We start from the raw sequence: 25,376 nt of genomic DNA on the forward strand, positions 1-25,376 counted from the left end.
GGCATAAACAGCGTGAGCGGGGTATGATAGCCGCCCTATGCGCGATACTGAAAATATATCCAGCCCTTCGGGCGCCTGCACACCATGATCAGCACTGAACTCAAAGCCACCATCCAGGGCGCCTACACGCGATTTCTCGAAGCCAAGAGCCTCAAGCCGCGTTACGGCCAGCGCCTGATGATCGCCGAGGTGGCCAAGGTCCTCGGGGATATTCCCTGCGACGACGAAGGCCGCCGTGCCGGCGAGCCCGCCGTCGTGGCGGTGGAGGCGGGCACCGGTACCGGCAAGACGGTCGCCTACAGCCTGGCGGCCATTCCGGCGGCCAAGGCGGCAGGCAAGCGCCTGGTCATCGCCACCGCGACCGTGGCGCTGCAGGAGCAGATCGTCTTCAAGGACCTGCCTGACCTGATGCGCAACAGCGGGCTGAATTTCAGCTTTGCCCTGGCCAAGGGACGGGGCCGCTACCTGTGCCTGTCCAAGCTCGACATCCTGGTCCAGGAAGGTCATGCCCAGACGTCCCAGGCGCAGCTGCTGGAGGAAGAAGGCTTTCGCATCGACGTGGACGAGCGCAGCCTGAAGCTGTTCAACAGCATGATCGAAAAGCTGGCCGGCAACCGCTGGGACGGTGATCGCGACAGTTGGCCAGAGAGCCTCGAAGACGAGGACTGGGCACGGCTGACCACCGACCACAGCCAGTGCACCGGCCGCCACTGCCCCAACTTCCAGCAGTGCGTGTTCTACAAGGCCCGTGAAGGGATGGGAAAGGTAGACGTGATCGTCACCAACCACGACATGGTGCTGGCCGACCTGGCGCTGGGCGGCGGTGCGGTGCTCCCGGCCCCCCGCGACACCATGTACGTGTTCGACGAAGGGCATCACCTGCCAGACAAGGCCATCGGCCACTTCGCTCATTATTCACGGCTGCGTTCGACGGCCGACTGGCTCGAGCAGACCGCCAAGAACCTGACCAAGCTGCTGGCCCAGCACCCCCTGCCGGGTGACCTGGGCAAGCTGATCGAACAGGTCCCTGAGCTTGCCCGCGAAATCCGCACCCAACAGCAGTTCATGTTCACGCTGTGCGAGCAGGTGGCCGATTTTCGTCCAGGCGAGGACAACGAAGGCCGAGAACGCCCTCGCTATCGTTTTCCAGGTGGCGTGGTGCCCGATGAAATCCGCGAGGTTGGCGTCGAGCTGAAAAAAGGCTTCGCCCGCCTGAACGATGTGTTCACCCGCCTGACCGACCTGCTCAAGGAAGGCATGGGCGGCGAGGTCAGCATTGGCATCGCCAGCCACCAGGCCGAGGAGTGGTACCCGCTGTTCGGTAGCCTGCAGACCCGTGCCCAGGGCAACTGGGAGTTGTGGACGGCGTTCACCGCCGAAGACCCCGAGGACAGCCCGCCCATGGCCCGCTGGCTTACCTTGGCCGAGAGCGGGGCCCTGTTCGATATCGAGGTCAATGCCAGCCCCATTTTGGCGGCCGAGATGCTGCGGCGCAGCTTGTGGAATGTGGCACACGGCGCCTTGGTCACCTCGGCGACCCTGACCGCGCTGGGCAAGTTCGACCGCTTTCGCATGCGCTCGGGATTGCCCCGCGATGCAGTTTCCTGCGTGGTGCCCAGCCCGTTCGTGCACGGTGATGCAGGCCTGCTGCGGGTACCGGACCTCAAGGCTGACCCCCGTGACGCCGCTGGCCACACCGCGGCCATCATCCGCGAGCTGCCGGGCATCGTCGAGGATGCCCGTGGTGCGCTGGTGTTGTTCTCGTCACGCAAGCAGATGCAGGATGTGTTCGATGGCCTGGACCGGGACTGGCGCAAGCTGGTGCTGATCCAGGGCAACCTGTCCAAGCAGGAAACCCTGAACAAGCACAAGGCCCGCGTCGACGACGGCCAGCACAGCGTGCTTTTCGGCCTGGCCAGCTTCGCCGAGGGCGTCGACTTGCCGGGCGCCTATTGCGAGCATGTGGTCATCGCCAAAATCCCGTTCGCCGTGCCTGACGACCCCGTCGAGGCCGCCTTGGCAGAATGGATCGAAGCGCGAGGCGGCAATCCGTTCATGGAAATTGCCGTACCCGATGCCTCGTTGCGCCTGATCCAGGCGTGTGGCCGACTGTTGCGCACCGAGCAGGACCGCGGTGTCATCACCTTGCTGGACCGGCGCCTGGTCACCCAGCGCTACGGCAAGGCTATCCTCAATGCGCTGCCGCCATTTCGGCGGGAGATTTCCTGACGGCCGGAGCGCTTGCGCCGGCACGTTGTCCAACCTCAGTCGTGGGCCATTAGGGCCCTGAAGGAGAGACTCCGCCCTATGGTTCGCCGTACCTTGCCCGCTGTCATCGCTTTGCTGTTGAGCCCGCCGTTGCTGGCGGGGCAGCAGACGTTGTTCAGCTTCGTGCGCCCGGCCTCAGTGGTCAATGTCGAAACCGTGGACGCCGGCATGCCCCAGTACAACGCCGAGCAGACCGCTCAGGGCGAGGTGTTGCGACGCGTGGTGTTCAACGCTGCCGAGCGTCCGACCTTGCGCATGAGCCCACAGAGCGGCACTTGGGACTGGTCTTCCGGCCGCTACCTGACCCTGCGTCTGCAGAACGCGATGGCCTGGGCGCTGACCTTGGATGTGACGGTGAAGGGCAATGACGGCCGTACACTGACCAGCCGCATCGACTTGCCGGCAGGGCCTGCGCAAACGGTGATGGTGCCGTTGACGGCGCGTTCGCCCCTGCAGGAAGGGCTGCGTGCGGGCCCACCCATGCCGTGGAGCTTTAGCGGCCAGCGCGTGCTGCTCGGCAGCAGCACGGGCGCGGTGGACCTTGCACAGGTCGCTGCGGTCAGCCTGAGCATCCCTGCCCCCAAGGCAGCCCAAAGCCTGCTGATCGAACGCATGGGCATCCAGGATGACGACCAGGCATGGCAAGCGGCCTACCACGAACTCATCGATGCCTACGGGCAGTCCACGCGCGGCACGTGGCCTGAGAAAGTGACCAGCGACGAGCAACTCAAGGCGAGCGCCGGGCGCGAACAGCAGCAGATCAAGGGGTGGCTGGCCGAGCGTGAAAAGCAGCCACTGGATACCTATGGCGGCGTGACAGCGGGCACGCCCTTCGAGGCGACCGGGTTCTTTCGCACCGAAAAACGTGAGGGGCGCTGGTACCTGGTCACGCCGCTGGGCCACCCGTTCTACTCCCTGGGCGTCAATGCCGTGGCCGCAGATGGCGGGCGCACCTATGTGGCGGGTCGCGAGGCCATGTTCAAGGCGCTGCCGCAACAAGGCGAGCCCTTGTCCGCCTTCTATGGCGAGGGCAACAACGATGATGGCAATGCCTCGTCCCAGGGGCGCGCCTTCAAGAAGGGGCGCTGGTTCGACTTCTACGCCGCCAATCTCGAACGCACCCACGCAGCCCCTTGCCAGGTGGCCGACCCGCAGGCGTCAGCGCAGCCGGTCAATTGCCCGCCCGCCAAGTTGGACAGCGCCCGCTGGCAGCGCCATACGCTCGACCGGCTGCAGGCCTGGGGCTTCAATACACTGGGCAACTGGAGCGATGCGGCCCTGGTCGAGCAGCAGCGCGTGCCCTATACCTTGCCGCTGTCCATCGTGGGCGATTACGCGAGCATCAGCACCGGCATGGATTGGTGGGGCCGGATGCCCGATCCCTTCGACCCACGCTTTGCCATGGCCACCGAGCGGGCCGTGGCCATCGCCGCCCGCGATCACCGCGATGACCCTTGGCTCATCGGTTACTTTGCCGACAACGAGCTGGCCTGGGCGGCCCCGGGCGATGACCCGAAGGCGCGCTATGGGCTGGCCTACGGCACCTTGCGCCTGACCACCGACGTACCGGCCAAGCGCGCTTTCCTCAAGCAGTTGCGTGACAAGTACCGAAACCAGGAGGGCTTGTCCAAGGCCTGGGGCATCGAACTGGCGGCCTGGGAGCTGATGGAAGACCCTGGTTTCGAGGCGCCACTGCCCAGCGCGGAACACCCGGAAATCGAGCGTGACTACCAGTATTTCCAGCAGGTGTTCGCCCAGACCTATTTCAAGACCCTCTCCGACTCGCTCAAGTGGCATGCCCCCAACCACCTCTTGCTGGGCGGTCGGTTTGCCGTGAGTACACCCGAAGCGGTCAAGGCCTGCGCCGAGTTCTGCGATGTGCTCAGCTTCAACTTCTATACCCTCAAGCCTCAGGATGGCTATGACTTCGCGCGCCTGGCAGAGCTGGACAAGCCGGTGCTGGTGTCCGAGTTCCAGTTCGGCTCGCGCGATCGCGGGCCTTTCTGGCCGGGGCCGGTGGAGGTCGCGCGCGAGGAAGACCGCGGGCCTGCCTATGGCAATTTCCTCAAGGCGGCGCTCGCCCAGCCCATGATCGTTGGCGCCCACTGGTTCCAGTACCTCGATCAGCCTGCCAGCGGCCGTTTGCTCGACGCAGAGAACGGGCACCTGGGGTTGGTTGCCATCACCGACGTGGCTTACCCAGGCTTCGTCCAGGCCGTGCGCAAGAGCAATCTGGAGGCATTGGACCAGTTGCGCACTCACAGCCAAGCACCCGCGTCGCCGTGACGTGCGATGCGCGCCTGTAGGCAAAAGGCCGAACTACTGAAACAATGCAGGCCCTTTTGCCAACATGCCGCATGGAGAACACAGGGTGCAGATTCAGGGTCATTTCGAGCTGAAATTCGAAGCAGTGCGCGAGGCCTTCGCGGCGCTGTTCGATGATCCCCAGGAACGCGGGGCTGCGCTGTGCATCCAGGTGGGTGGTGAAACGGTAGTGGACCTGTGGGCGGGCACCGCCGACAAGGATGGCCAGCAGCCATGGCACAGCGATACCATCGCCAATCTGTTTTCCTGCACCAAGCCCTTTGCCGCCGTCACCGCCTTGCAGTTGGTGGGCGAGGGCAAACTTGAACTCGATGCCCCGGTAGCGCGTTACTGGCCTGAGTTCGGTCGGGCGGGCAAAGAGGCCATCACGCTGAGGCAACTGCTTAGCCACCGTGCCGGGCTGCCTGCGATTCGCGAATTGCTGCCGGCCGAGGCCCTCTACGACTGGCAGGCAATGGTCGATGCCCTGGCCGCGCAAACGCCGTGGTGGACACCGGGCAGCGAGCACGGCTACGCCGCCATCACCTTTGGCTGGCTGATCGGCGAGTTGATTCGTCGTGCCGATGGGCGCGGCCCAGGCGACTCGATCGTGGCGCGTACGGCGCGGCCGCTGGGGCTGGACTTCCATGTCGGGCTGGCCGACGAGGAGTTCTATCGGGTAGCCCATATTGCGCGTGGCAAAGGCAACCCCGGTGACGCCGCTGCCCAGCGCTTGCTGCAGGTCACGCTGCGCGAGCCCGAGGCATTGTCCACAAGGGCGTTTACCAACCCGCCCGCCATTCTGACCAGTACCAATAAACCGGAATGGCGGCGCATGCAACAACCTGCTGCCAATGGCCATGGCAATGCCCGGAGCCTGGCTGGGTTCTATGCAGGCCTGCTCGATGGCAGCCTGCTGGAGTCGGACCTGCTGGAGGCGTTCACCCGCCAACACAGCCTGGGCCAGGACCGGACCTTGCTGACCCAGACGCGCTTCGGCCTAGGGTGCATGCTCGACCAGCCCGATGTGGCCAATGCCACCTTCGGCCTGGGCGCTCGCGCATTCGGTCACCCCGGTGCCGGGGGCTCGGTCGGATTTGCCGATCCGGAGCGAGATGTGGCTTTTGGCTTTGTCGTCAATACCTTGGGGCCCTATGTGCTGATGGACCCTCGTGCCCAGAAACTGGTGCGCGTGCTTGGGCAATGCCTTTGATCGGTTAGTGCGGGTATTGCCCAGCCTCTTTGACTATCCTCAATGCCGACGCCTCAAGAGTGTGGGCAAAATTCCTTTCTAATTCATGGTGTATCGCTGATGTCTTCACATAAAACCTTAGCACTCGCCCTGTGCCTGACCGCTGTCACCGGCTGCGCCAGCCATCCCGAGGGTTCTGCCAAGAGCGCCAGTTCAAGCTGGTGGCCATTCGGCTCGGACAAGGTCGCCGAACAGGAAGTGAAGGCAGCAGTCACGGAAAAGGTCGCCAAGGCCGACGCCAAATCCGAAAGCACCAGCCGCTGGTGGTGGCCATTTGGCGGTGAGCAGAAGCAGGCCCAAGGGCCGGTGGTGCCGAAGATCGACCAGCAGGCCACCCAGGCCTGGTTGGACGAGTACGAGCCCAAGCTGCGCGAGGCCATCAAGGACAGCAAGCTGGAGCTCGAGCGGCGCGACAACGTGCTGGCAGTCACCTTGCCAGTGGACGGTGCGTACAACCCTGACCGTCCGAACATGTTGTTGCCCGTCACCCTGGGCCCCATCACCCGCGTGGCCAAGACGGTAGAAGGCGACCCCAAGACGGCCGTACTGGTCCTGGGCCACGCCGACACCAGCGGCGTGGTGGCTGCCAACCAGAAGCTGAGCCTTGAGCGTGCTGCCTCGGTGTCGGCCATTTTCCGCCTGAGCGGGTTGCAACGTGACCGCCTGATTCTCAAGGGCATGGGCTCGGTGATGCCTCGCGCCGCCAATGACAGTGCCGAAGGCCGTGCGCTGAACCGCCGCGTGGAAATGCTGCTGACCCCACAGAACACCATGGTCGCGCTGCTGAGCAAGTATCAACAGGCCACACCAACGCCGTCGCCAGCCACCATGGTGGCCGTGCAGGATGCCAAGGCGCCTGTGTCCAAGGCTCCAGCCGCCAAAGCCCAGCCAAGCAAGGCTGCAGCCAAGCCAGCCGTCAAAACCGCTGCCAAGAAACCTGCCGCCAAAGCCAAGACCCCGGCCAAGACGGCGACCAAGAAAGCGGCGACCGCCAAGCCTGTCGCCAAGAAAGCTGCCACTGACAAGAAGGTAGCCTCCAACAGCCCTGCGAAGACCAACTGATCGTCAAGGAACGCAGTAATGACCCAATCCCTGGCCGATATGCGCCGCGATTACACCCGGGACGGCCTGGCCGAAGCTCAGGCTCCGGCCGAGCCGTTCGCTTTGTTTCACCAATGGTTCGGCGATGCCGTGAAAACAGAGCAGGCGCCGGTGGAAGCCAACGCCATGACTCTGGCCACGGTCGATGCCGATGGGCGACCACACTGCCGTGTGCTGTTGCTCAAGGGGCTGGATGAGCAGGGCTTCACGTTCTTCACCAACTATGACAGCGCCAAGGGTAGGCAACTGCAGGTTCACCCGTTCGCCGCCATGACCTTTTTCTGGCCGGCGCTCGAGCGGCAAGTGCGTATCGAGGGCCGTGTCGAGAAGGTCTCGGCCAAGGAGTCCGACGATTACTACCAGGTCAGGCCGTTGGGCAGCCGCCTGGGCGCCTGGGCATCGCCTCAGAGCCAGGTGATCGCTGGGCGCGAGGCGCTCGAAGCCCTGGTCAAGGCGACCGAGGCGCGTTTCTCCGACACGCAGCCTCACTGCCCCGAGCATTGGGGTGGCTACCGCCTGCTGCCAGAGCGCATCGAGTTCTGGCAAGGACGCGCCAGTCGCCTGCATGACCGCCTGAATTACCGCAAGGCGGCCCAAGGCTGGCACCGCGAGCGCCTGGCGCCTTGATAGGCGGGGCTACCAGATAGTCCCATTCGCCCTGGCGCTCAGCGCGAATACGCCGCCGCCTCCTGCGCAAGCCACTGAACCCGTGCCTTGCGCCCCATCTTCGACTTACGCGCATGCTGCAACCGCTGCAGCATGTACGCCTGCATGTGCGGGTCGCCACCTGCCAGTGACAGCGCCAGGTCGCGGTCCATCCACTGCCGCATGAGCATGTAGAGCCAGGCGTGAAACCCCAACCCTGCGAGGGTGGCGACCACGACGATGAAGTAATCCATGGTTATCCTTGGTCTGATCGGTAAGCGCCCTGCCTGATCGCGTTGGCTGTACGCTGGCTGAATGAAAGCAATTTTATGCAGTGAGTACCGTGACAGCCGTCAATGTGCAGCGTCTAATGAATACCTGACTTATGGAGATTCTACCCATGCGTAAATCCGCTTTGCTGGTCGCGACCTTCACAGCCACCACGTTGCTACTCGGTGGCTGTGCGTCAAACTTGAGCGGCGACAGCTATTCGCGCGATGAGGCCCGCCGTGTGCAAACCGTGCGCATGGGCACCATCGAATCGCTGCGCCCTGTGAAGATCGAAGGCACCAAGACGCCGATTGGCGGAGGCGCCGGTGCCGTGGTAGGTGGCTTGGCGGGCAGCGCCGTTGGCGGCGGGCGTGGCAGCATCGTCGCTGCCGTGATTGGTGCCGTTGCCGGTGGCTTGGCCGGTTCGGCCGCCGAAGAGGGTATTACCCGTACCCAGGGTGTGGAGATCACGGTGCGCGAAGACGATGGCAGCATGCGTGCCTATGTGCAGTCCGTGCAGGAAAACGAGATTTTCCGGGTGGGCGACCGCGTGCGCATCATGACGGTCGATGGGACCAGCCGCGTCTCGCACTGATCGCAGCCCTGAAAAAACCCGATCAGGCTTCTGGCCTGGTCGGGTTTTTTTGTACCGGCAATTCAGGGCTTGTTACTGGGCTAGCATGGCCTTGGCCACCGCTTCGGCAACCCGAATGCCATCAACCCCTGCAGACAGAATGCCGCCTGCATAGCCAGCCCCTTCGCCGGCAGGGAACAGGCCCTTCACGTTCAAGCTCTGGAAGTCTTCACCCCGCGTGATGCGCAGCGGCGAGGAGGTGCGTGTCTCGATCCCGGTCAACACCGCGTCATGCAGGTTGTAGCCCTTGATCTGCCGATCGAAGGCGGGCAGGGCCTCGCGTATCGCCTCGATGGCGAAGGCCGGCAGGCTTGGCGCCAGGTCCCCCAGGGTCACGCCAGGCTTGTAGGACGGCTCGACACTGCCTAGCGCAGTCGAAGGTTTGCCAGCCACGAAATCGCCCACCAACTGAGCCGGCGCCTGGTAGTTGCTCCCGCCCATGACGTAGGCGTGCGCTTCCAGGCGTTCCTGCAACTCGATGCCCGCCAGCGGGCCACCGGGATAGTCCCGTTCCGGGTCGATGCCGACGACGATGCCGGAGTTGGCGTTGCGTTCGTTGCGTGAGTACTGGCTCATGCCATTGGTGACGACGCGGCCCGGTTCACTGGTGGCGGCCACTACCGTTCCGCCAGGGCACATGCAGAAGCTGTAGACCGACCGCCCGTTCTTGGCGTGGTACACCAGCTTGTAGTCCGCCGCACCCAGTTTGGGGTGGCCTGCATATTTGCCCAGGCGCGCCTTGTCGATGAGCGATTGCGGATGCTCGATGCGGAAACCGACGGAAAACGGTTTGGCTTCCATGTACACACCCTGCGCGTGCAGCATGCGGAAGGTGTCCCGGGCACTATGGCCCAATGCCAGAACCACATGCCGTGAAAGCAGTTGCTCGCCACTTTCAAGCACCACGCCCTGAACCTGGCCGTCTTCGATCAGCAGGTCGGTGACCTTTTGTTCGAAACGAACCTCGGCCCCCAGGGCGATCATTTCCTGGCGCATCTGCTCAACCATGCCGGTGAGGCGGAAGGTGCCGATGTGCGGCTTGTTGATGTACAAGATCTCGTCAGGCGCACCGGCCTTGACGAACTCTTCCAACACCTTGCGGCCATGATGCTGCGGGTCCTTGATCTGGCTGTACAGCTTGCCGTCTGAGAATGTCCCAGCGCCGCCTTCGCCGAACTGCACGTTGGACTCGGGGTTGAGCACACTTTTGCGCCACAGGCCCCAGGTGTCCTTGGTACGCTGGCGCACTTCCTTGCCGCGCTCGAGGATGATCGGCTTGAAGCCCATCTGCGCCAGCAGCAAGCCGGCGAAAATCCCGCACGGGCCCAGACCCACCACGATTGGTCGTGCGTCCAGGCCTTCAGGGGCTTGGGCGACGTACTTGTAGGTAACGTCCGGCGCGGGCACGACATTATGGTCGTCGGCAAACTTGCGCAGCAGCTCTTCTTCGTTGCTGGCATGCAGGTCGATGGTGTAGATGAACAGCAGTTCGGTGTTCTTCTTGCGCGCATCGTAGCTGCGCTTGAACAGGTTGAAGCTGATCAGCTGCTCGTCGCGGATGCCCAGGCGCTGGACGATGGCCTCGCGCAGTGCTTCATCGGGATGGTCCAGGGGCAGCTTGAGTTCGGTGATTCGTAGCATGGCAGGGTCCAGTATCCCGGCCATGGGCGGCCGGCGGCTTAACACAAACCGCCAAGTATAAAGCTTTAGCCGCCTCGACTGGCAGGATTAAGCCGCCCGGTCATCAGTCATCGCGCGCGCCACCGTAATAACCGCAACCTTGAAGGGTCGTGCCATCGATGCGCAGTTCTGCGCGCAAGTGGTTGAACGCGCCCGTGGCCGGGTCCATGCAGCGCTGTGGCGCCAGCCAGAGTTCGACGCGCTGCCCGTTGGCTTCGCTGGTCAGGGTCAAGCCGCCACCGGGCACCTGCTCCTCCAGAAAGGGCAGGGCAAGCGGGGGCTGATCAGCACGGTTGAGCACCATGCCCCGGCTGTTGGCCTTGACGTCCCAATCGGGCTTGTGGCCACCGGCGCGCAGGGTAAGCTGCTTGAAATTGGGGTCGATGCACCCGTTGCTGGCGTGCTCCAGGCGGTACAGGCGGCGCAGGTCCAGCTGTCCATCGGTGCTGGCCTGCTTGCTGCCTGTAAGTCGGCCACGCACGTCGGCGAACAGGGTGTCGTTGGCCCCGGTTGCAAGGTTCGCCGCTTCCTGCAGGATGCCCGTGGCGGCGGCATCGTTGATGACGAAGCTGCGGGGTTCGTTGCAGGGCTTGAACAGCAACTGCCCACCGGCAGCGTGAACCTGGCCTTGCATGCGAGTGCTGCCGATATCAGGGTCGACGGGTTTTTCGGCCAGCAGCTGGCAGCCCGCGAACAGGGGCAACAAGGCGGTCAGTAGCAGGGAAGGGGTCAGGCGCATGACGGGCTCCGGTGTTCGAGAGGCCGTCACGTTACTGAGGCGGGCAGGGGCAATACAAGCCCGGCGAAGAGAAATAGACGGCTGTCACCTGCATGCAGCCTGCCCTGTTTGATCGTGAAGCGGGGTGCAAGCGTAGCGTCTTCAAGACAACGGGGCCCCTGCAGGCCCCGCTGGCATCAACCGCCCAGGTAGGCGTCACGCACTTTTGGATCGGTCAGCAGCCCCTCGCCCGTACCCTGCATCACCACATGGCCATTTTCCAGCACATAGGCCCGGTCGGCGATCTTCAGCGCCTGGTTGGCATTCTGCTCTACCAGGAACACCGTCACGCCATCACGGCGCAGTTGTTCGATGATGTCGAAGATCTGCTGGATGATGATCGGTGCCAGGCCCAGGGAGGGCTCGTCGAGCAGCAGCAACTTGGGTTTGCTCATCAGGGCACGCCCGATGGCCAGCATCTGCTGCTCGCCCCCGGACATGGTGCCGCCACGCTGGGCATACCGCTCCTTCAGGCGCGGGAACAGCTGCAGCACTTTGTCCAACTGCGCCTGATAGTCACCCTTGTCGGTGAAGAACCCGCCCATGGCCAGGTTCTCCTCGACGGTCAGCCGGGCGAACACCCGGCGGCCTTCCGGCACCACGGCAATGCTCTTGCGCATGATGTGCGACGAAGGCTGACCGACCAGTTCCTCGCCCAGGTACTTGATGCTGCCGCTGTGGGCTTGGGGTGAACCGCACAGGGTCATGAGCAAGGTGGATTTGCCGGCGCCGTTGGCGCCGATCAGGGTGACGATTTCTCCCTGGTTGATCTCCACGTTGACGCTGTGCAGCGCCTGGATCTTGCCGTAGAAAGTGGAAACGTTCTCGAACTTCAGCATTTACGCTTCCCCCAGGTAGGCTTTGATCACTTCAGGATTGTCGCGGATTTCCTGGGGCGTACCGTGGGCCAGGGGTGTGCCCTGGTTGATGACCACGATGTGATCGGAAATGCTCATCACCAGCTTCATGTCATGCTCGATCAGCAGCACGGTCACGTTGTGCGATTCACGCAGATAGGCAATCAATGCCTTCAGGTCCTCGGTCTCTTTCGGGTTCAACCCCGCAGCCGGCTCGTCGAGCATGATGATCCGCGGGCGGGTCATCATGCAGCGAGCGATTTCCAGGCGACGTTGTTGGCCGTAGGCGAGGGTGCCGGCAGTGCGGTTGGCGAACTCGGTCAGGTTGACCTTGTCCAGCCAGTACTGCGCACGCTCCATGGCTTCCTTTTCACTGCGGCGGAACCCTGGGGTCTTGAACAGCCCGGCGAAGAAGTTGGTGTTCAAGTGCCGGTGCTGGGCGATCAGCAGGTTCTCGAGCGCTGTCATTTCCTTGAACAGACGCACGTTCTGGAAGGTGCGTACCACCCCTTTGCGCGCGATCTGATGGCCGGCCAGCCCTTGGATGGGTTCGCCATCGAGCAGGATGGTGCCGCCGCTGGGCCGGTAGAAACCGGTCAGGCAGTTGAACACCGTGGTCTTGCCGGCGCCGTTCGGACCGATCAGCGCCACCACTTGTTTTTCCTTGACGGTCAGGCCCACGCCGTTGACCGCCAACAAGCCGCCGAAGCGCATGCTAAGGCCGCTGACTTGCAGAATTTCGCGGCTCATCGACGCAGCTCCATGTGGGGACGTTGCATTGGCAGCAGACCTTGCGGACGCCAGATCATCATCAGCACCATCAGCGCACCGAACATGAGCATCCGGTATTCACTGAATTCGCGCATCAGCTCAGGCAGCAGGATCATGACAATGGCAGCGAGGATCACGCCCAACTGAGAGCCCATGCCGCCGAGCACCACGATGGCCAGGATGATGGCCGATTCGATGAACGTGAACGACTCCGGCGTGACCAACCCTTGGCGAGCGGCAAAGAAGCTGCCGGCAAACCCTGCGAAGCAGGCACCCAGGGTGAAGGCCGAGAGCTTGATCACGGTCGGGTTCAGGCCCAGGGCGCGGCAGGCGATCTCGTCTTCACGCAACGCTTCCCAGGCACGGCCGATGGGCATGCGCAACAGGCGGTTGATCACGAACAGCGCAAGCAGTGCCAGCAACAGTGCAACCAGGTACAGGAAGATGACCTTGTTGATCGAGTTGTAAGGCAGGCCGAAATACTCGTGGAAGGTCTGCATGCCTTCGGCGGCGCGGCGTTCGAAGGTAAGGCCGAAGAATTCGGGCTTGGGAATGTTGCTGATGCCGTTAGGGCCACCGGTCCAGTCGGTGAGGTTACGCAGGAACAGGCGAATGATCTCGCCGAAGCCCAGCGTCACGATCGCCAGGTAGTCGCCGCGCAGGCGCAACACCGGGAAACCGAGCAGGAAGCCGAAGGTGGCGGCCATCAGGCCGGCAATCGGCAGGCAGACCCAGAAACTCCACCCCAGGTAGTGCGAGAGCATGGCGTAGCTGTAAGCGCCCACGGCGTAGAAGCCCACATAACCCAGGTCCAGCAACCCGGCCAGGCCGACCACGATGTTCAGGCCAAGGCCGAGCAACACATAGATCAGGATCAGGGTGGCGATGTCGACAGCGCCGCGCGAGCCGAAGAACGGCCAGATCAGGGCTACCACGACCAGCCCCAGAATCACCCAGCGCTGGGTTTTGGGAAGGGTCAGGTAGTTGCTCAGCGCAGGTGGAATCAGCTTGCGGTCAGAGCGTCGGCCCATCACCGAGCTCCACTGCCGGTCGAACAGCACGCGCAGGAACATCAGCACCGAGCACACGGCGATGATGCTGATGGTGAACGAGCCCTGGCTATGCACCACCAGACTGATGCCGTCGATGCTCAGTTTCAGGCCCAGCACCGGGAAGGCCACGGCCCAGACCAGCAAGGCGCTGAAAAACGCCGGTTTGAGATTCTTGTTCATACTTTTTCAACCTCCGGGCGGCCCAGAATGCCGGTCGGCCGGAACAACAGGACGAGAACCAACAAGCCGAATGCCACGACGTCCTTGTACTGATCACCGAAGATGTCGGCGCCGAACGCTTCGGCCACACCCAGCACCAGCCCACCGAGCATGGCGCCCGGAATGCTGCCGATACCCCCCAGCACTGCGGCGGTAAACGCCTTCAGGCCTACCAGGAAACCGGCATTGGGGTTGATGACCCCGTATTGCATGCTCAGCAGCACGGCCGCGACGGCCGCCAGGGCAGCGCCGATGACGAAGGTGAGGGCGATGATGTTGTTGGTGTTGATGCCCAGCAGGTTGGCCATCTTGATGTCCTCGGCGCAGGCGCGACACGCGCGGCCCAGTCGCGAACGGGAGATGAACAGGGTCAGCAGGGTCATGGCCACGAGTGTCACCACGAACACCAGCACTTGCATGTAGGACACCAGGACTTCTTCTGCGCCGCCTGGTCCGAACGAGAAGCTGCCCGGAATCAGGTTGGGAATGGACTTGTCCTTGGAGTCTTGGGACAACAGCACGGTGTTCTGCAGGAAAATCGACATGCCGATGGCAGAAATCAGCGGAATCAGCCGGTTACTGTTGCGCAGTGGTCGGTAGGCAACCCGTTCGATGCTGTAGCCATAGGCACTGGTCACGAAAATGGTCGCGACGAAGGCAACGGTCATCAGGATCGGCAGCGAATGAATACCCATCATGGCCAGACCCGCCAAGGCGATGAACGCCACGTACGAGCCGATCATGTAGACCTCGCCATGGGCGAAGTTGATCATGCCAATGATGCCGTACACCATCGTGTAGCCGATGGCGATCAAGGCATAGGTGCTGCCGATGGTCAATCCATTAACCAGTTGTTGGAAGAAATGGTAGATCTCAGGCATTACAGCGCTCCTAAAAACCTGATTTGCATTTCGCTGGCCGGGGTACGGCCAGGAAACCGCGGGTGACGGTTTTAAGATTTTCAGGTGAGCCCGTCCCCGGATCGCGGGGGCGTGCCCATGAACCTCGTAAAACAAAGCCCACTGCTCGCACAGTGGGCTTCTCGGTCAGCTATTAGTCACGCTTGTTACTGAGGGGAGACTTCGGTCTTCGGCTTGCCGAAGTGCCATTCGTAGACCACGAACTTGAAGTCTTTGAGGTCACCCTTGTCGTCATAGGTCAGGGTGCCGGTAGGGGTCTTGAACGAACCTTGGTGGATGGCCTCGGCCACTTTGGCGGTGTCCTCGGAGCCTGCGGCCTTGATGCCCTGGGCGATCAGCTCGACGGCCGAGTAGGCAGGGAAGACGAACGGGCCGCTTGGGTCCTTGCCGTCAGCCTTGATCGCGTCGACGATCTTCTTGTTCTCAGGGTCGGCATCGAACGACTTCGGCAGGGTGACCAGCAGCCCTTCGGAGGCATTCTGGGCGATTTGCGAGATGGAGTCGTTACCCACACCTTCCGGACCCATGAACTTGGCTTTGAGGCCTTTTTCCTGTGCTTGACGCAGGATCAGACCCAGCTCTGGGTGGTAGCCGCCGTAGTAGACGAAATCGACGTTGTTCTGCTTGAGCTTCTGAATGATGGACGAGAAGTCCTTGTCGCCGGCGTTGAGGCCTTCAAACACGGCAACCTTGGTGCCTTTTTGCTCCAGAGTCTGTTTGACGGCCGTGGCGATGCCTTCACCGTACTGCTGCTTGTCGTGCAGCACTGCGACCACCTTGGGCTTGACGTGATCGGCGATGTAGTTGCCTGCGGCAGGGCCCTGGGCGCTGTCCAGGCCGATGGTGCGGAAGATCAGCTTGTAGCCGCGGGAGGTGATTTCCGGGGATGTTGCCGCCGGGGTGATCATGATCACGCCTTCGTCTTCGTAGATGTCGGACGCTGGCTGGGTGGAGCTGGAGCACAAGTGGCCGATGACGAACTTGACGCCATCGTTGACCACTTTGTTGGCGACGGCCACGGCCTGTTTAGGGTCGCAGGCGTCGTCGTATTCCTTGGCTTCTAGCATCTTGCCATCGACACCGCCTGCTGCGTTGATGTCCTTGATGGCTTGCTTGGCGCCGATGAACTGCATGTCGCCATATTGGGTCACGGGGCCAGTCTTGGGCCCGGCGATCCCGATCTTGATGGTATCGGCGGCAAACGAATGGCTGGCTACCCCGGCCAGAACCATTGCGGCGAACAGCTTGGAAATCTTGATCATAATGCTCCACTCATTCTGTTGTAATTCTTATAGTCCTGGCGGCCAGGGCTACAGACCAGGCGGGTTGCGGCGTGGCCATGCCAACGCGCAAGCCCACCTTCCCCGGAACATGTCCCGGAACTGTACCGGTACAGTGTAGAGCGCTGTCAGCGCGCTTGAAAAGCGGGCAAAAAGCGCCTGGCTTAACGGTTGTCGCTTGCTTGACACAAAAGTACAGAAAGGCGCCATCAAATGGCTTATCCTGGCAGTCGTACCCCGAAAATACGGGGCCTGATACCCAAATGCATATTTGAAACCGGGTTTTTCTGCAAAAATGCCGGCTTTTTCAAAAGCCAGATTTCCAGCGGATATTCCCATGACTGATCGAACAAGCACCCTCTATGCCAAACTGCTCGGAGAAACCGCCACCATCGAGTGGAAAGCCTTGGAAAGGTTCTGGGCAAAGGGTGACCTGATTTGGGTCGATCCCGCCCTGGATTTAATCACCGTGGCCACGGCAATGGCCGAAAACCGCAGTGACCTCTTCGATAAGTGGCGCTCTGATGGCACTGTCGGCCCGGTTACGGCAGAACAGGCCAGTGACCTGCAAACCCGCGATCCAGAGATATGGGCGGTAGTCGTATCGCCGTTCATCGTCATTCAAGTCAGGCGGTGAATGACAGCCTTGTGCTTTTTTGGTGCACGAAAACGCGCAGGCGCCTCTTTTGGGTGCTTGTGATTGCTCAATCGAGGTAGAGGTAAGTAACAATTCGGCGTGGCGGTAACAGTTTACGGCATGCGTAAAGGTGGCCATCGCCGCAGTCATGCAGCGCAGGCCACCCTTTTTCAGCCAGGAGTTCCTGATGAGCAACGCATTACCCTCCCTAGGTTTCGCTGGTGTCGGTCTGATGGGCCTGCCGATGTGCCAGCGCCTGCTGGCGGCCGGCTATGGGCTGTGGGTGTGGAACCGCAGCCCGGAAAAATGCCAGGCGCTGGTTGACGCAGGCGCGCGACTGGCCGCGAGCCCTGCCGAGCTTGCGCAGCAGGTGGACATGGTATTGCTGTGCCTGGCCGATACCGCCGTGGTGCGCGACGTGGTATTTGGCGATCAGGGCGTTGCCACAGGCGGGCGGCAGGGTCAGCTGCTGGTGGATTTTTCCAGCCTGGAGCCTGGCGCTACCCGGGAAATGGCAGCCCAGCTGGGCGCCTTGTGTGGGATGGGGTGGCTGGATGCCCCGGTGTCCGGCGGCACGGCAGGTGCGCAGGCAGGTACCCTGGCGATCATGGTGGGCGGGGAGGTGGCTGACCTGGCGCGTGCTCGCCCAGTGTTGGAGGTGCTCGGCCAGCGAGTGACACACATGGGGGGCGTTGGCGCAGGCCAGGTGACCAAGGCCTGCAACCAGATGATCGTGGCGTGCAACGCCCTGGTCATCGCCGAGGTCATCGCGCTGGCCGAGCGTTCCGGGGTAGACGCCGGGTTGATCGCCCAAGCCCTGGCAGGCGGCTTTGCCGACTCCAAGCCTTTGCAGATACTGGCCCCACAGATGGCAGAGAGCCGTTTCGCTCCCATCAAGTGGCACGTGCGGACCCTGCTCAAGGATCTGGACGGTGCGGTGAAGTTTTCACGCGAACAGGGCGCAGCGACGCCGCTTACGGGCCTGGCTGCCCAGTTGATGCGGTTGCACGGCAGTCAGGGTTACCTGGACCAGGATCCTTCGACGTTGGTCGAGCAGTATCGAATCAAACGCCAGGACTAGGTGCTGACCCGGCGCGTGGTGGGTACGTTCTGCCCAGGGGCGACCTCATCCCAGAAACGATGAGGCCGCTGCAGGTCAGGTGGGCTCGCCGGGGTCAGCCTGCGACCAGCACCCGTATCGCTTCAAGACGCAGTGCTGCTTTGGCCAACATGGCCAGGCCCTCTTCGCGCTGCTTGCGCAACGCGTCGATTTCACTGTCCCTCACGCTCGGGTTGACCGCTTGCAGTGCCACCAGGCGTGCGAGCTCTTCGTCGGCTTCGGCGGCCAGGCGACGTTGGGCGTCGGCCACCCGTTGCTCGTGGAGCGGGACGATCTTTTCTTCGCCGCTGCCGATGCGCTTTGCAAGCACGTCACGCTGGGCCTGGACGAACTTGTTGGCACTGGCACGCGGCACGCTCTCGAGCTGATCGTTCAGGGTCTCGAATGCGACCCGCGAGGCCAGGTCATTGCCGTTGGCATCAAGCAGGCAGCGCAGGGCGGCGGGCGGCAGGTACCGGCCCAGTTGCAAGCTGCGCGGCGCGACCACCTCGCTGACGAACAGCAGCTCCAGCAGCACGGTCCCAGGCTTGAGCGCCTTGTTCTTGATCAGTGCCACGGCGGTATTGCCCATCGAGCCGGACAGCACGAGGTCCATGCCGCCTTGCACCATCGGGTGCTCCCAGGTCAGGAACTGCATGTCTTCACGCGACAGCGCCTGGCCGCGGTCGTAGGTGATGGTCACACCTTCGTCATCGCCCAGGGGGAAGCTGGCATCGAGCATCTTCTCGCTGGGCTTCAGGATCAGTGCGTTTTCCGAATGGTCTTCACTGTCGATACCGAACGCATCGAACAGGGTTTCCATGTAGATCGGCAGGGCGAACTGATCGTCCTGCTCGAGGATGGCCTCGACCAGCGCTTCACCTTCGCCAGCACCGCCGGAATTGAGTTCGAGCAAGCGGTCACGGCCGGTATGCAGTTCGGCTTCGAGGCGCTCACGTTCGCTTCTCGCTTCGTTGACCAGGCTATCCCAGGCCTTGCTGTCATCGCTGTCGAGCAGTGCCAGCAGGCGTGGGCCGAATTGGTGCTGCAGGGCGTTACCGGTGGGGCAGGTGTTCAGGAACGCGTTGAGCCCCTCGTGGTACCACTGGAACAGGTGCGCTTGCGGCGTGCCTTGCAGGTACGGTACGTGCAACTCGATGGTGTGCTTCTGGCCGATACGGTCCAGACGCCCGATACGTTGTTCGAGCAGGTCGGGGTGAGCAGGCAAGTCGAACATCACCAGGTGATGGGCGAACTGGAAGTTGCGCCCCTCACTGCCGATTTCCGAACAGATCAGCACCTGGGCGCCGAATTCTTCGTCGGCGAAGTAAGCCGCCGCGCGGTCGCGCTCCAGGATGCTCATGCCTTCGTGGAAGACAGAAGCCGGAATACCGGAACGCACGCGCAGGGCGTCTTCCAGGTCCATGGCGGTCTCGGCATGGGCGCAAATGACCAGCACCTTGGTGCGCTTGAGCATTTTCAAGGTGTCGATCAGCCAGTCGACCCGCGGGTCGAAGCGCCACCAACGCTCTTCTTGCGCCTGGTCCGCCTGGGACTGGAACGCCACCTCAGGGTAGAGCTCGGCGTGTTCACCCTCGGGCAAGCTGGCGTATTGCTCCGGATTGGGCAGTGAGTGAGGGTGCAACTGACGCTCAGGGAACCCCTGGATGGCGGCACGGGTGTTGCGGAACAGCACTCGCCCGGTGCCATGACGATCGAGCAGTTCGCGGATCAGTCGGGCACTGGCCTGGCTGTCCCCGTCGTTGACCGCAGCGAGCAGTGCATCGCCCTCGGCCCCGAGGAAACCCTGGATGGTGGCGTGTGCCTTCGGCGACAAGCGCCCCTCGTCCAGCAGCTCCTGCACCGCCTCGGCCACCGGCCGGTAGTGCTCGCTTTCGGCGCGGAAGGCCGCCAGGTCATGGAAACGGTTGGGATCGAGCAGGCGCAGCCGCGCGAAATGGCTGTCCTGGCCCAGTTGCTCAGGGGTTGCGGTGAGCAGCAACACGCCGGGAATGACCTGGGCCAGCTGTTCGACCAGCGCATATTCGGCACTGGCGTGTTCCTCGTGCCAGACCAGGTGGTGCGCTTCATCGACCACCATCAGGTCCCAGCCTGCCGCGAACATTGCATCCTGGGCCTTCTCGTCGTCGACCAGCCACTCCAGCGCGACCAGCGCGAGCTGGGCATCCTCGAAGGGGTTGCTGGCATCGCTTTCGATGAACCGCTCGGCATCGAACAGGGCGACCTGCAGGTTGAAGCGCCGGCGCATCTCTACCAGCCATTGATGCTGGAGGTTCTCAGGCACCAGGATCAGCACCCGGCTGGCGCGGCCGGTCAGCAGCTGGCGATGAATCACCAGGCCTGCCTCGATGGTCTTGCCCAGGCCCACTTCGTCGGCGAGCAGTACGCGAGGTGCGCTGCGGTCGGCCACTTCGCGGGCGATGTGCAACTGGTGAGCGATGGGCTGGGCGCGGCAGCCGCCCAGGCCCCACAGCGTGGATTGCATCTGCTTGCTGGTGTGCTGAAGGGTGTTGTAGCGCAGGCTGAACCACGACAGCGGGTCGATCTGGCCGGCGAACAGGCGGTCGCTGGCCAGGCGGAACTGGATGAAGTTCGACAGCTGGGTCTCCGGCATCGTGCGGGGCTGATTCTGCCCGTCGAGCCCGTGATAGACCATCAAGCCGTCGATGTCCTCGACTTCGCGCACGGTCAGCTTCCAGCCTTCGAAGTGAGTGATCTGATCACCTGGCGAGAAGCGCACGCGTGTCAGCGGCGCATTGCGCAGGGAATATTGCCGGGTATCGCCAGTGGCCGGGTAGAGGACGGTCAGGAGGCGGCCATCCTGCGCCAGGATGGTACCCAGGCCGAGCTCTGCCTCGCTGTCGCTGATCCAGCGTTGCCCCGGTTGATACTGCTGCGCCATACTGCCTGCACTCCCGCGATGAAAAAGCCGATTATGTTAACGGATCGGCCGGGCAGACCAAAGTGCCGAGTGCACCTGAGGGTGCCGAACGGTATCGGCCGGTGCATCAGTCTAGCCGTTTCGTCGCTTCATGCCGTGCCGACGAGGGTTCTGCATCCCATGCCTGCCAAGCCCCTTTGCGTTGTCTTGAGCCTTACGGCCGGCGGTCTGCTCCTGGCAGGCTGCGAGCCCAAGACCTTCGAAACCTTGCCGCCCATCCCCATGGAGCAGTTGGAGGTGCTGGGTGTGCAGGCACCGCTCAAGAGCGTGCACTACCGTGACAGGAACGGCGAAGGCCTGTTGGTCTTGAGCCGTGTCGATGGCCAGGCCAGCGACCCGGAAAGTGAACAGGAAGTGGACAAGGTCGTGCTCAAGGCAACCTTGTACGGCCGCCGCAAAGCGCAAGAAGCTTTCCAGGCGCGCTGGCAGATCGATCAGCAAACCACGTGTCCGGGCCTGGATCTGGACGTGGATTTCTACACCGATGTCAGCGGCGTGGCCGACCTCGATCAGAACGGTGAGGCCGAGGTGACGGTGGCCAGTCATGCCTTCTGCGGAGGAGGTGTCGAGCCCCATGACATCGCCATCGAGATGCGTGACGGGCAAACGGTCTACAGCATCACGGGTCAGTCGCTGATCACCCCGGCAGGCGAAGACCCGATCGGCGGCGAGCGCCAGGACAGTGCCTCGCTCAAGGCTGCCCCGGCCTGGGTTCGAGCCCATATGGATGCAGTGTGGCAGCAGGTCTACCAGCGTCCCTGGAGCGAAACTGCCTTGCAGGACCAGGACGAGGCGCAGGACGAACCGGGCTGAATGTTGTCCATGACTTCAAGGCAGCTGTGTGGTTGCCGATACAGGGGTACAGGAGAACGCCATGCTGCCACCGATCATTCCGCTCAGCGCTGCCCCGGTCACCTCGCAGCAGGACCCGGTCAAACCGACCCCGGATATAAAGCCGGTAGTGCCGGCGCAGCCTGCGTCCGGTGAAAGTGCGATCGACCTCAAGCGCCAGCGTGACCCGCAGGAACAGCAGTTGCTGCTGCGCGAGGAGCAGCGCCGGCAGCAGCAACGCCAGGGTAAAGGCAAAGGTAATGATGAACGGTTCGATGCGTTGCCAGGCCATGAGGTCAACGCCGACAATACCGTGCCAGTGGTGCCGCTGATGCGCGAGCCCGTGCGTCAGGGGCTGCTGGTGGACATCGAGGTATGAAGCAGGGCTGGCAAGTGTCTGGTTCTAGCCCCATCATGCAGCATCCGTAGCGTGTAGAGCCCAGTATGAGCCAAGACAATCTCATTGATTTCGATGCCGAACGTGCCCGCCGCGTGCATGACATCAAGGAAAAGCGCCTGAACGAGATGCGCGATGCGTTCGAACAGGCATTGCCCTTGAACGCTGCCAAGAAGAAGTCCAAGCGCAAGCCCAAGAAGCGCTGACGCTTGACGCAGGTCAACCCTGCGCCCGCCCCGTGCGCCCGTCCCCGGGCGTCATTGACCTTGGTCAATTTTCTTCCGCCCGACATTGGTTACTGTTTCCCCATCGGACAACGGCGAACAAATGGAGAGGTCGGCATGTTCTTCGACAACGTGGTTATCGCAGGGGTGGTAACGGTGGGGTTGATGGTGGCTTTCTTCGCCGGTCTAGGCATTTTCATCTGGAAGGACTCGAGCAAGCGCAAGCGCCCTTGACCTTCCCGATTCATGAGCACGCAAGGCATTTAGGGCGACTTCGGTCGCCCATTTTTTTGCCTGGCATCTGTTCCGGCGACGTGGCCCGTTGGGCACGGGCGTGGCCTGCAGTGGCAAGCGTTCCCGTGTGACGGCTGCGCAGCGCGTTCCATTGACCATGAGGTGGGGCATGACCATTACATCCCAGGATATCTGCAAGGCGGCCGAGCAGCTCAAGGGCTTCGTGGGCTTTCACGGTAAACGTGGCATCTATATCGTGCGTTTCTCCGAGGATGCCTTCGGTATGGATATCGCCGACGACAGCATCACCCCGTGCAACGAGTTCGTATGGCGACCTGAGCAGGGGCATCGCATGGCCTTGTGTCGCGAGCGACTGGGCTTGCTGATAGAGCAACACATGGATGAGCGGCTGAATGTGAGTGAGCCGTTGAAGGCTTACCTTCGCCGGCATGACCTGCCTGAGATTGTGGCCGAGCGACGCTTGCACCCGGCAGGTGTCATCGCGCCAGCGATATGAAGGCAGAGGATTCGGCAGAAGGCGTCACGCTGGCATTGGCCCGATGAGTGACCATGACCCGATCCCGGCCATTGCGCTTGGCGACATACAAGGCGGTGTCCGCCTGGCGTAACCAGCCGTCCGGAGTCTCCAGCGAGGGGTCGAACGGGCAGAGGCCAATGCTCAAGCTGATGCGCAGTTGGGGCATCTGCGGGTCGCGGTAGCTCGCCACACGCTCACGCAGGCGTTCCATGGCCTGACAGGCCTGGGCTTCGGTGGTGCTGGGCAGTATCACGCAAAATTCATCGCCCCCATAGCGTCCGGCCTTGTCGCCTTCGCGCAGGGCGCCGCGCAACTCGATGCTGACCTGGCGCAATACCTGATCGCCGATTACATGGCCGAAGGTATCATTGATGGTCTTGAAGTGGTCGATGTCGATCAGAGCGACTACAGCCTCACCGCGCTGTTTCCTGCACCCGCTAAAACGCCTTGCCAAGAGGTCTTTCCAGGCGCCGTGGTTGAGTAGCCCGGTGAGGCTGTCGGTGAGGCTGAGGGTGTTGAGCCGGCGTTTGTGCTCGGCCAGCTTGATTGCCAGTCGATAGCACACCCACCCAAGCGCCGCTGGATACAGCGTCAGCATCGGCAGGCAGGCGTAGACCTGGAAGGCGGTAGCGTTGGGTTGAAATCCCGGCCCCAGCAGGGCGCAAGCCGCAAGCATGCCTGCCAATTGCGCCATCCCTGCGCGAATAGCCAACCCCTTGCCGCCGGCTGCGACGTTGTTCATGGTGACCATCGACAGGACGGTAACCGTCGGCAGCGGGTTGAACTGCATGGCACCGGCCCAGAACCCACCCATCAGCGAATCGAGGAAAAAGTTGCGCTGCTCGGCCTGGTAGGGCGCTTTGGACCGGGCCGCCCATTGATAGGCCAAGTGTGGCCACAGCAAGCCGTTGAAAAGCATGAATGGCCAAACCCAAGTGGGGGGAGACAGGGGTTCCACCGCAGCCATTACCGCGAAAAGCCCCACACCCTTGCCCAGTACCCGAGGCAGATAAATCCGTTTGGCAAACGAAAGGCCTTTGCCGGTGCGTGTGTCCATGGGTGTGATCTCTATCAGGGCGCTTATCGCTTGACGTGCGCGAGTATTCTGGGCCATGGCAGGCGCACGAGACATGGCCTTGCAAGCCAAATCACGGGTGATGCGAGCAGTGGGGCGAGTATGCCTGACTGGGCTGTGGAAGAAGAGGGCAAAGCTGGGCAGCGTTGTCGCAACGCCTCGGCCCAGCTTCCTTATAGAAGAAGAGGGGATGTTACCCGCACGCCTTAAAGGCAACGTTTCACTTTTGCTGATCGTCCTGGTGCTTTCGCGAGGGCTGTTCATCTTTGAGTAACTGGGACGGCGATTTGCCGCTGTCGCTGCGCACCTGTGCATGGCTGATCAGACCAAAGATGAGACTGCCGCCGATGATGTTGCCGGCCAGCGTAGGCAGGGCAAAGTGCAGCAAGAAGTTGCTCCAGGTTTCTTCACCAGCCCAGACCAGATACGAGACCTCTACCGACCCCACCACGATGTGGGTGAAGTCGCCCAATGCCATGAGGTAGGTGATGACCAGGATGATCCAGATCTTGGCGTGCTCCATGGAGGGGATCATCCAGACCATGGTGGCGATCATCCAGCCGGACACGATGCCTTTGGCAAACATCTGGCTGACGTCGTTTTCCATCACCTTACGGCCCACCTCCAGAAACGCGATATCTGTCTTGGTATCGAAGATCGGCAGTTCGAGCATTACCCAGGCCACCAATAGAGTACCGGCCAGGTTGCCGGCCAGGACCACGCCCCAGAGGCGCAGCAAGCGACCGAAGTTGCCCAGCGTTGGCGTCGTCATCACTGGTAGGACAGCGGTCAGGGTGTTCTCGGTGAACAATTGCTGCCGCGCGATGATGACGGCCAGGAAGCCGGCGCTGTAGCCGATACTGGCGATGACCTGCGCGCTCTCGCCGTCCGGCAGACGCGAGTACAGAAGACCCATGGCCATCAGTGACAGCCCCATGGACAAACCTGCGGCAAGGGCTGACCACCAGAGCGCAGCCAATGTACGTTCCAGTTCCTGATCGCCCTGCAAGCGAATGGTCTCGTGCAACACCGCCGCACGCGGCGGCTGGTTGGAACTGACCTCCTGTTGTTCGTCTGCCGACAGGCCCGGGGTTTTCTCGCTTTGCGCCTCGCTCATTACCGCTACGCTCCGTGGTGGGTTTATCTACAGATTCACTGCAGCCTCATTAAGTTGCGGGGAGTGGGGCGCTGCGAGCGCAAAAGTTTTTAAATCAAAGGGTTGACTCCAGATTCAAAGCGCGTATTATTCGCCACCTCGCAGCGAGTAACGCAGCGGGGAAGTCGGTCAGCGGTTGAAGTTTCAAGTCTTCGAGTAAGGCGCTTCAGAAAACTTCAAAATAAACGCTTG

General features: G+C 62.3%; 24 protein-coding genes. 13 read left to right on the forward strand and 11 right to left on the reverse strand.

Annotated elements, in window-relative coordinates:
* Positions 1-84 precede the first annotated feature (84 nt).
* The 5 genes from dinG to pdxH all read left to right on the forward strand — a co-directional run bounded on the left by dinG (position 85) and on the right by pdxH (position 7,552).
* Positions 85-2,229: an ATP-dependent DNA helicase DinG gene (gene dinG / locus B2Y33_RS14380; protein WP_027915324.1), complete on the forward strand. Its 2,145-nt coding sequence runs from the start codon at positions 85-87 to the stop codon at positions 2,227-2,229.
* Between the two features lie 78 nt (positions 2,230-2,307).
* Positions 2,308-4,554 (forward strand): beta-galactosidase, encoded by a 2,247-nt coding sequence (locus B2Y33_RS14385; protein WP_206405945.1) that lies wholly within the window; start codon positions 2,308-2,310, stop codon positions 4,552-4,554.
* An 85-nt stretch (positions 4,555-4,639) separates the two neighbouring features.
* On the forward strand, positions 4,640-5,785 hold the full coding sequence (locus tag B2Y33_RS14390; RefSeq protein WP_028687599.1) for an EstA family serine hydrolase: 1,146 nt from the start codon (positions 4,640-4,642) through the stop codon (positions 5,783-5,785).
* 99 nt (positions 5,786-5,884) lie between these two features.
* Positions 5,885-6,886, forward strand: a complete 1,002-nt coding sequence (locus B2Y33_RS14395) for an OmpA family protein (RefSeq protein WP_027915321.1) — start codon at positions 5,885-5,887, stop codon at positions 6,884-6,886.
* A gap of 18 nt (positions 6,887-6,904) precedes the next feature.
* Entirely contained in the window at positions 6,905-7,552 is a 648-nt protein-coding gene (gene pdxH / locus B2Y33_RS14400) for a pyridoxamine 5'-phosphate oxidase (protein WP_206405944.1), read from the forward strand.
* A 38-nt stretch (positions 7,553-7,590) separates the two neighbouring features.
* Here the strand turns inward: pdxH and B2Y33_RS14405 are convergent, their stop codons facing one another.
* Positions 7,591-7,824, reverse strand: a complete 234-nt coding sequence (locus B2Y33_RS14405) for a hypothetical protein (protein WP_206405943.1) — start codon at positions 7,822-7,824, stop codon at positions 7,591-7,593.
* Positions 7,825-7,970: 146 nt separating this feature from the next.
* Between B2Y33_RS14405 and B2Y33_RS14410 the strand changes: the two genes are divergently transcribed.
* The gene (locus B2Y33_RS14410) at positions 7,971-8,435 is read left to right on the forward strand and encodes a glycine zipper 2TM domain-containing protein (protein ID WP_027915318.1); all 465 of its coding nucleotides are present in this window, start codon (positions 7,971-7,973) and stop codon (positions 8,433-8,435) included.
* Positions 8,436-8,507: 72 nt separating this feature from the next.
* Here B2Y33_RS14410 and B2Y33_RS14415 read toward each other — a convergent pair whose 3' ends face one another.
* The 7 genes from B2Y33_RS14415 to B2Y33_RS14445 form a co-directional block, all read right to left on the reverse strand.
* Positions 8,508-10,115 carry an NAD(P)/FAD-dependent oxidoreductase gene (locus B2Y33_RS14415; RefSeq protein ID WP_206405942.1) on the reverse strand — a complete coding sequence of 536 codons (1,608 nt, stop codon included), beginning with the start codon at positions 10,113-10,115 and terminating at the stop codon, positions 8,508-8,510.
* A 103-nt stretch (positions 10,116-10,218) separates the two neighbouring features.
* Positions 10,219-10,893, reverse strand: coding sequence for a COG3650 family protein (locus B2Y33_RS14420; RefSeq protein ID WP_059183269.1), 675 nt, complete (start codon positions 10,891-10,893; stop codon positions 10,219-10,221).
* A 176-nt stretch (positions 10,894-11,069) separates the two neighbouring features.
* Positions 11,070-11,771: an ABC transporter ATP-binding protein gene (locus B2Y33_RS14425; protein ID WP_023535231.1), complete on the reverse strand. Its 702-nt coding sequence runs from the start codon at positions 11,769-11,771 to the stop codon at positions 11,070-11,072.
* Complete coding sequence (gene livG, locus B2Y33_RS14430) at positions 11,772-12,539, reverse strand: high-affinity branched-chain amino acid ABC transporter ATP-binding protein LivG (RefSeq protein ID WP_023535212.1); 768 nt, start codon at positions 12,537-12,539, stop codon at positions 11,772-11,774.
* Positions 12,536-13,792 (reverse strand): high-affinity branched-chain amino acid ABC transporter permease LivM, encoded by a 1,257-nt coding sequence (locus tag B2Y33_RS14435; protein WP_023535261.1) that lies wholly within the window; start codon positions 13,790-13,792, stop codon positions 12,536-12,538. The genes livG and B2Y33_RS14435 overlap by 4 nt, the downstream gene beginning before the upstream one ends.
* The gene (gene livH, locus B2Y33_RS14440; RefSeq protein ID WP_023535272.1) at positions 13,789-14,712 is read right to left on the reverse strand and encodes a high-affinity branched-chain amino acid ABC transporter permease LivH; all 924 of its coding nucleotides are present in this window, start codon (positions 14,710-14,712) and stop codon (positions 13,789-13,791) included. The genes B2Y33_RS14435 and livH overlap by 4 nt, the downstream gene beginning before the upstream one ends.
* A 185-nt stretch (positions 14,713-14,897) precedes the next feature.
* Positions 14,898-16,013 carry a branched-chain amino acid ABC transporter substrate-binding protein gene (locus tag B2Y33_RS14445; RefSeq protein ID WP_206405941.1) on the reverse strand — a complete coding sequence of 372 codons (1,116 nt, stop codon included), beginning with the start codon at positions 16,011-16,013 and terminating at the stop codon, positions 14,898-14,900.
* Between the two features lie 355 nt (positions 16,014-16,368).
* On the opposite strand from B2Y33_RS14445, the gene B2Y33_RS14450 reads away from it, so the two are divergent.
* Together B2Y33_RS14450 and B2Y33_RS14455 are read left to right on the forward strand one after the other, a co-directional pair.
* Positions 16,369-16,668, forward strand: a complete 300-nt coding sequence (locus B2Y33_RS14450; RefSeq protein WP_027915314.1) for a DUF2288 domain-containing protein — start codon at positions 16,369-16,371, stop codon at positions 16,666-16,668.
* Positions 16,669-16,855: 187 nt separating this feature from the next.
* Positions 16,856-17,749, forward strand: a complete 894-nt coding sequence (locus B2Y33_RS14455) for an NAD(P)-dependent oxidoreductase (RefSeq protein WP_027915313.1) — start codon at positions 16,856-16,858, stop codon at positions 17,747-17,749.
* A gap of 94 nt (positions 17,750-17,843) precedes the next feature.
* Here the strand turns inward: B2Y33_RS14455 and rapA are convergent, their stop codons facing one another.
* Complete coding sequence (gene rapA, locus B2Y33_RS14460) at positions 17,844-20,690, reverse strand: RNA polymerase-associated protein RapA (RefSeq protein WP_206405940.1); 2,847 nt, start codon at positions 20,688-20,690, stop codon at positions 17,844-17,846.
* Between the two features lie 159 nt (positions 20,691-20,849).
* Here rapA and B2Y33_RS14465 point away from each other — a divergent pair, with 159 nt between their 5' ends.
* The 5 genes from B2Y33_RS14465 to B2Y33_RS14485 all read left to right on the forward strand — a co-directional run bounded on the left by B2Y33_RS14465 (position 20,850) and on the right by B2Y33_RS14485 (position 22,932).
* Entirely contained in the window at positions 20,850-21,542 is a 693-nt protein-coding gene (locus tag B2Y33_RS14465) for a M949_RS01915 family surface polysaccharide biosynthesis protein (RefSeq protein WP_028687604.1), read from the forward strand.
* Between the two features lie 61 nt (positions 21,543-21,603).
* Entirely contained in the window at positions 21,604-21,939 is a 336-nt protein-coding gene (locus tag B2Y33_RS14470) for an aspartate-semialdehyde dehydrogenase (RefSeq protein ID WP_206405939.1), read from the forward strand.
* Positions 21,940-22,004: 65 nt separating this feature from the next.
* The gene (locus B2Y33_RS14475) at positions 22,005-22,163 is read left to right on the forward strand and encodes a hypothetical protein (protein ID WP_088523537.1); all 159 of its coding nucleotides are present in this window, start codon (positions 22,005-22,007) and stop codon (positions 22,161-22,163) included.
* Positions 22,164-22,298: 135 nt separating this feature from the next.
* Positions 22,299-22,415 carry a cytochrome c oxidase subunit CcoM gene (gene ccoM, locus B2Y33_RS14480; protein ID WP_023535213.1) on the forward strand — a complete coding sequence of 39 codons (117 nt, stop codon included), beginning with the start codon at positions 22,299-22,301 and terminating at the stop codon, positions 22,413-22,415.
* A gap of 169 nt (positions 22,416-22,584) precedes the next feature.
* Positions 22,585-22,932, forward strand: coding sequence for a DUF2025 family protein (locus B2Y33_RS14485; protein ID WP_059183266.1), 348 nt, complete (start codon positions 22,585-22,587; stop codon positions 22,930-22,932).
* On the opposite strand, the gene B2Y33_RS14490 is transcribed toward B2Y33_RS14485, so the two are convergent.
* Positions 22,913-24,010, reverse strand: a complete 1,098-nt coding sequence (locus B2Y33_RS14490) for a diguanylate cyclase (RefSeq protein ID WP_206405938.1) — start codon at positions 24,008-24,010, stop codon at positions 22,913-22,915. The genes B2Y33_RS14485 and B2Y33_RS14490 overlap by 20 nt on opposite strands.
* A 238-nt stretch (positions 24,011-24,248) precedes the next feature.
* Positions 24,249-25,145 carry a formate/nitrite transporter family protein gene (locus tag B2Y33_RS14495; protein ID WP_027915309.1) on the reverse strand — a complete coding sequence of 299 codons (897 nt, stop codon included), beginning with the start codon at positions 25,143-25,145 and terminating at the stop codon, positions 24,249-24,251.
* Positions 25,146-25,376 lie beyond the last annotated feature (231 nt).

This window comes from Pseudomonas sp. UBA5666 (assembly GCF_002420785.1).
Classification (GTDB): Bacteria; Pseudomonadota; Gammaproteobacteria; order Pseudomonadales; family Pseudomonadaceae; genus Aquipseudomonas; species Aquipseudomonas fulva.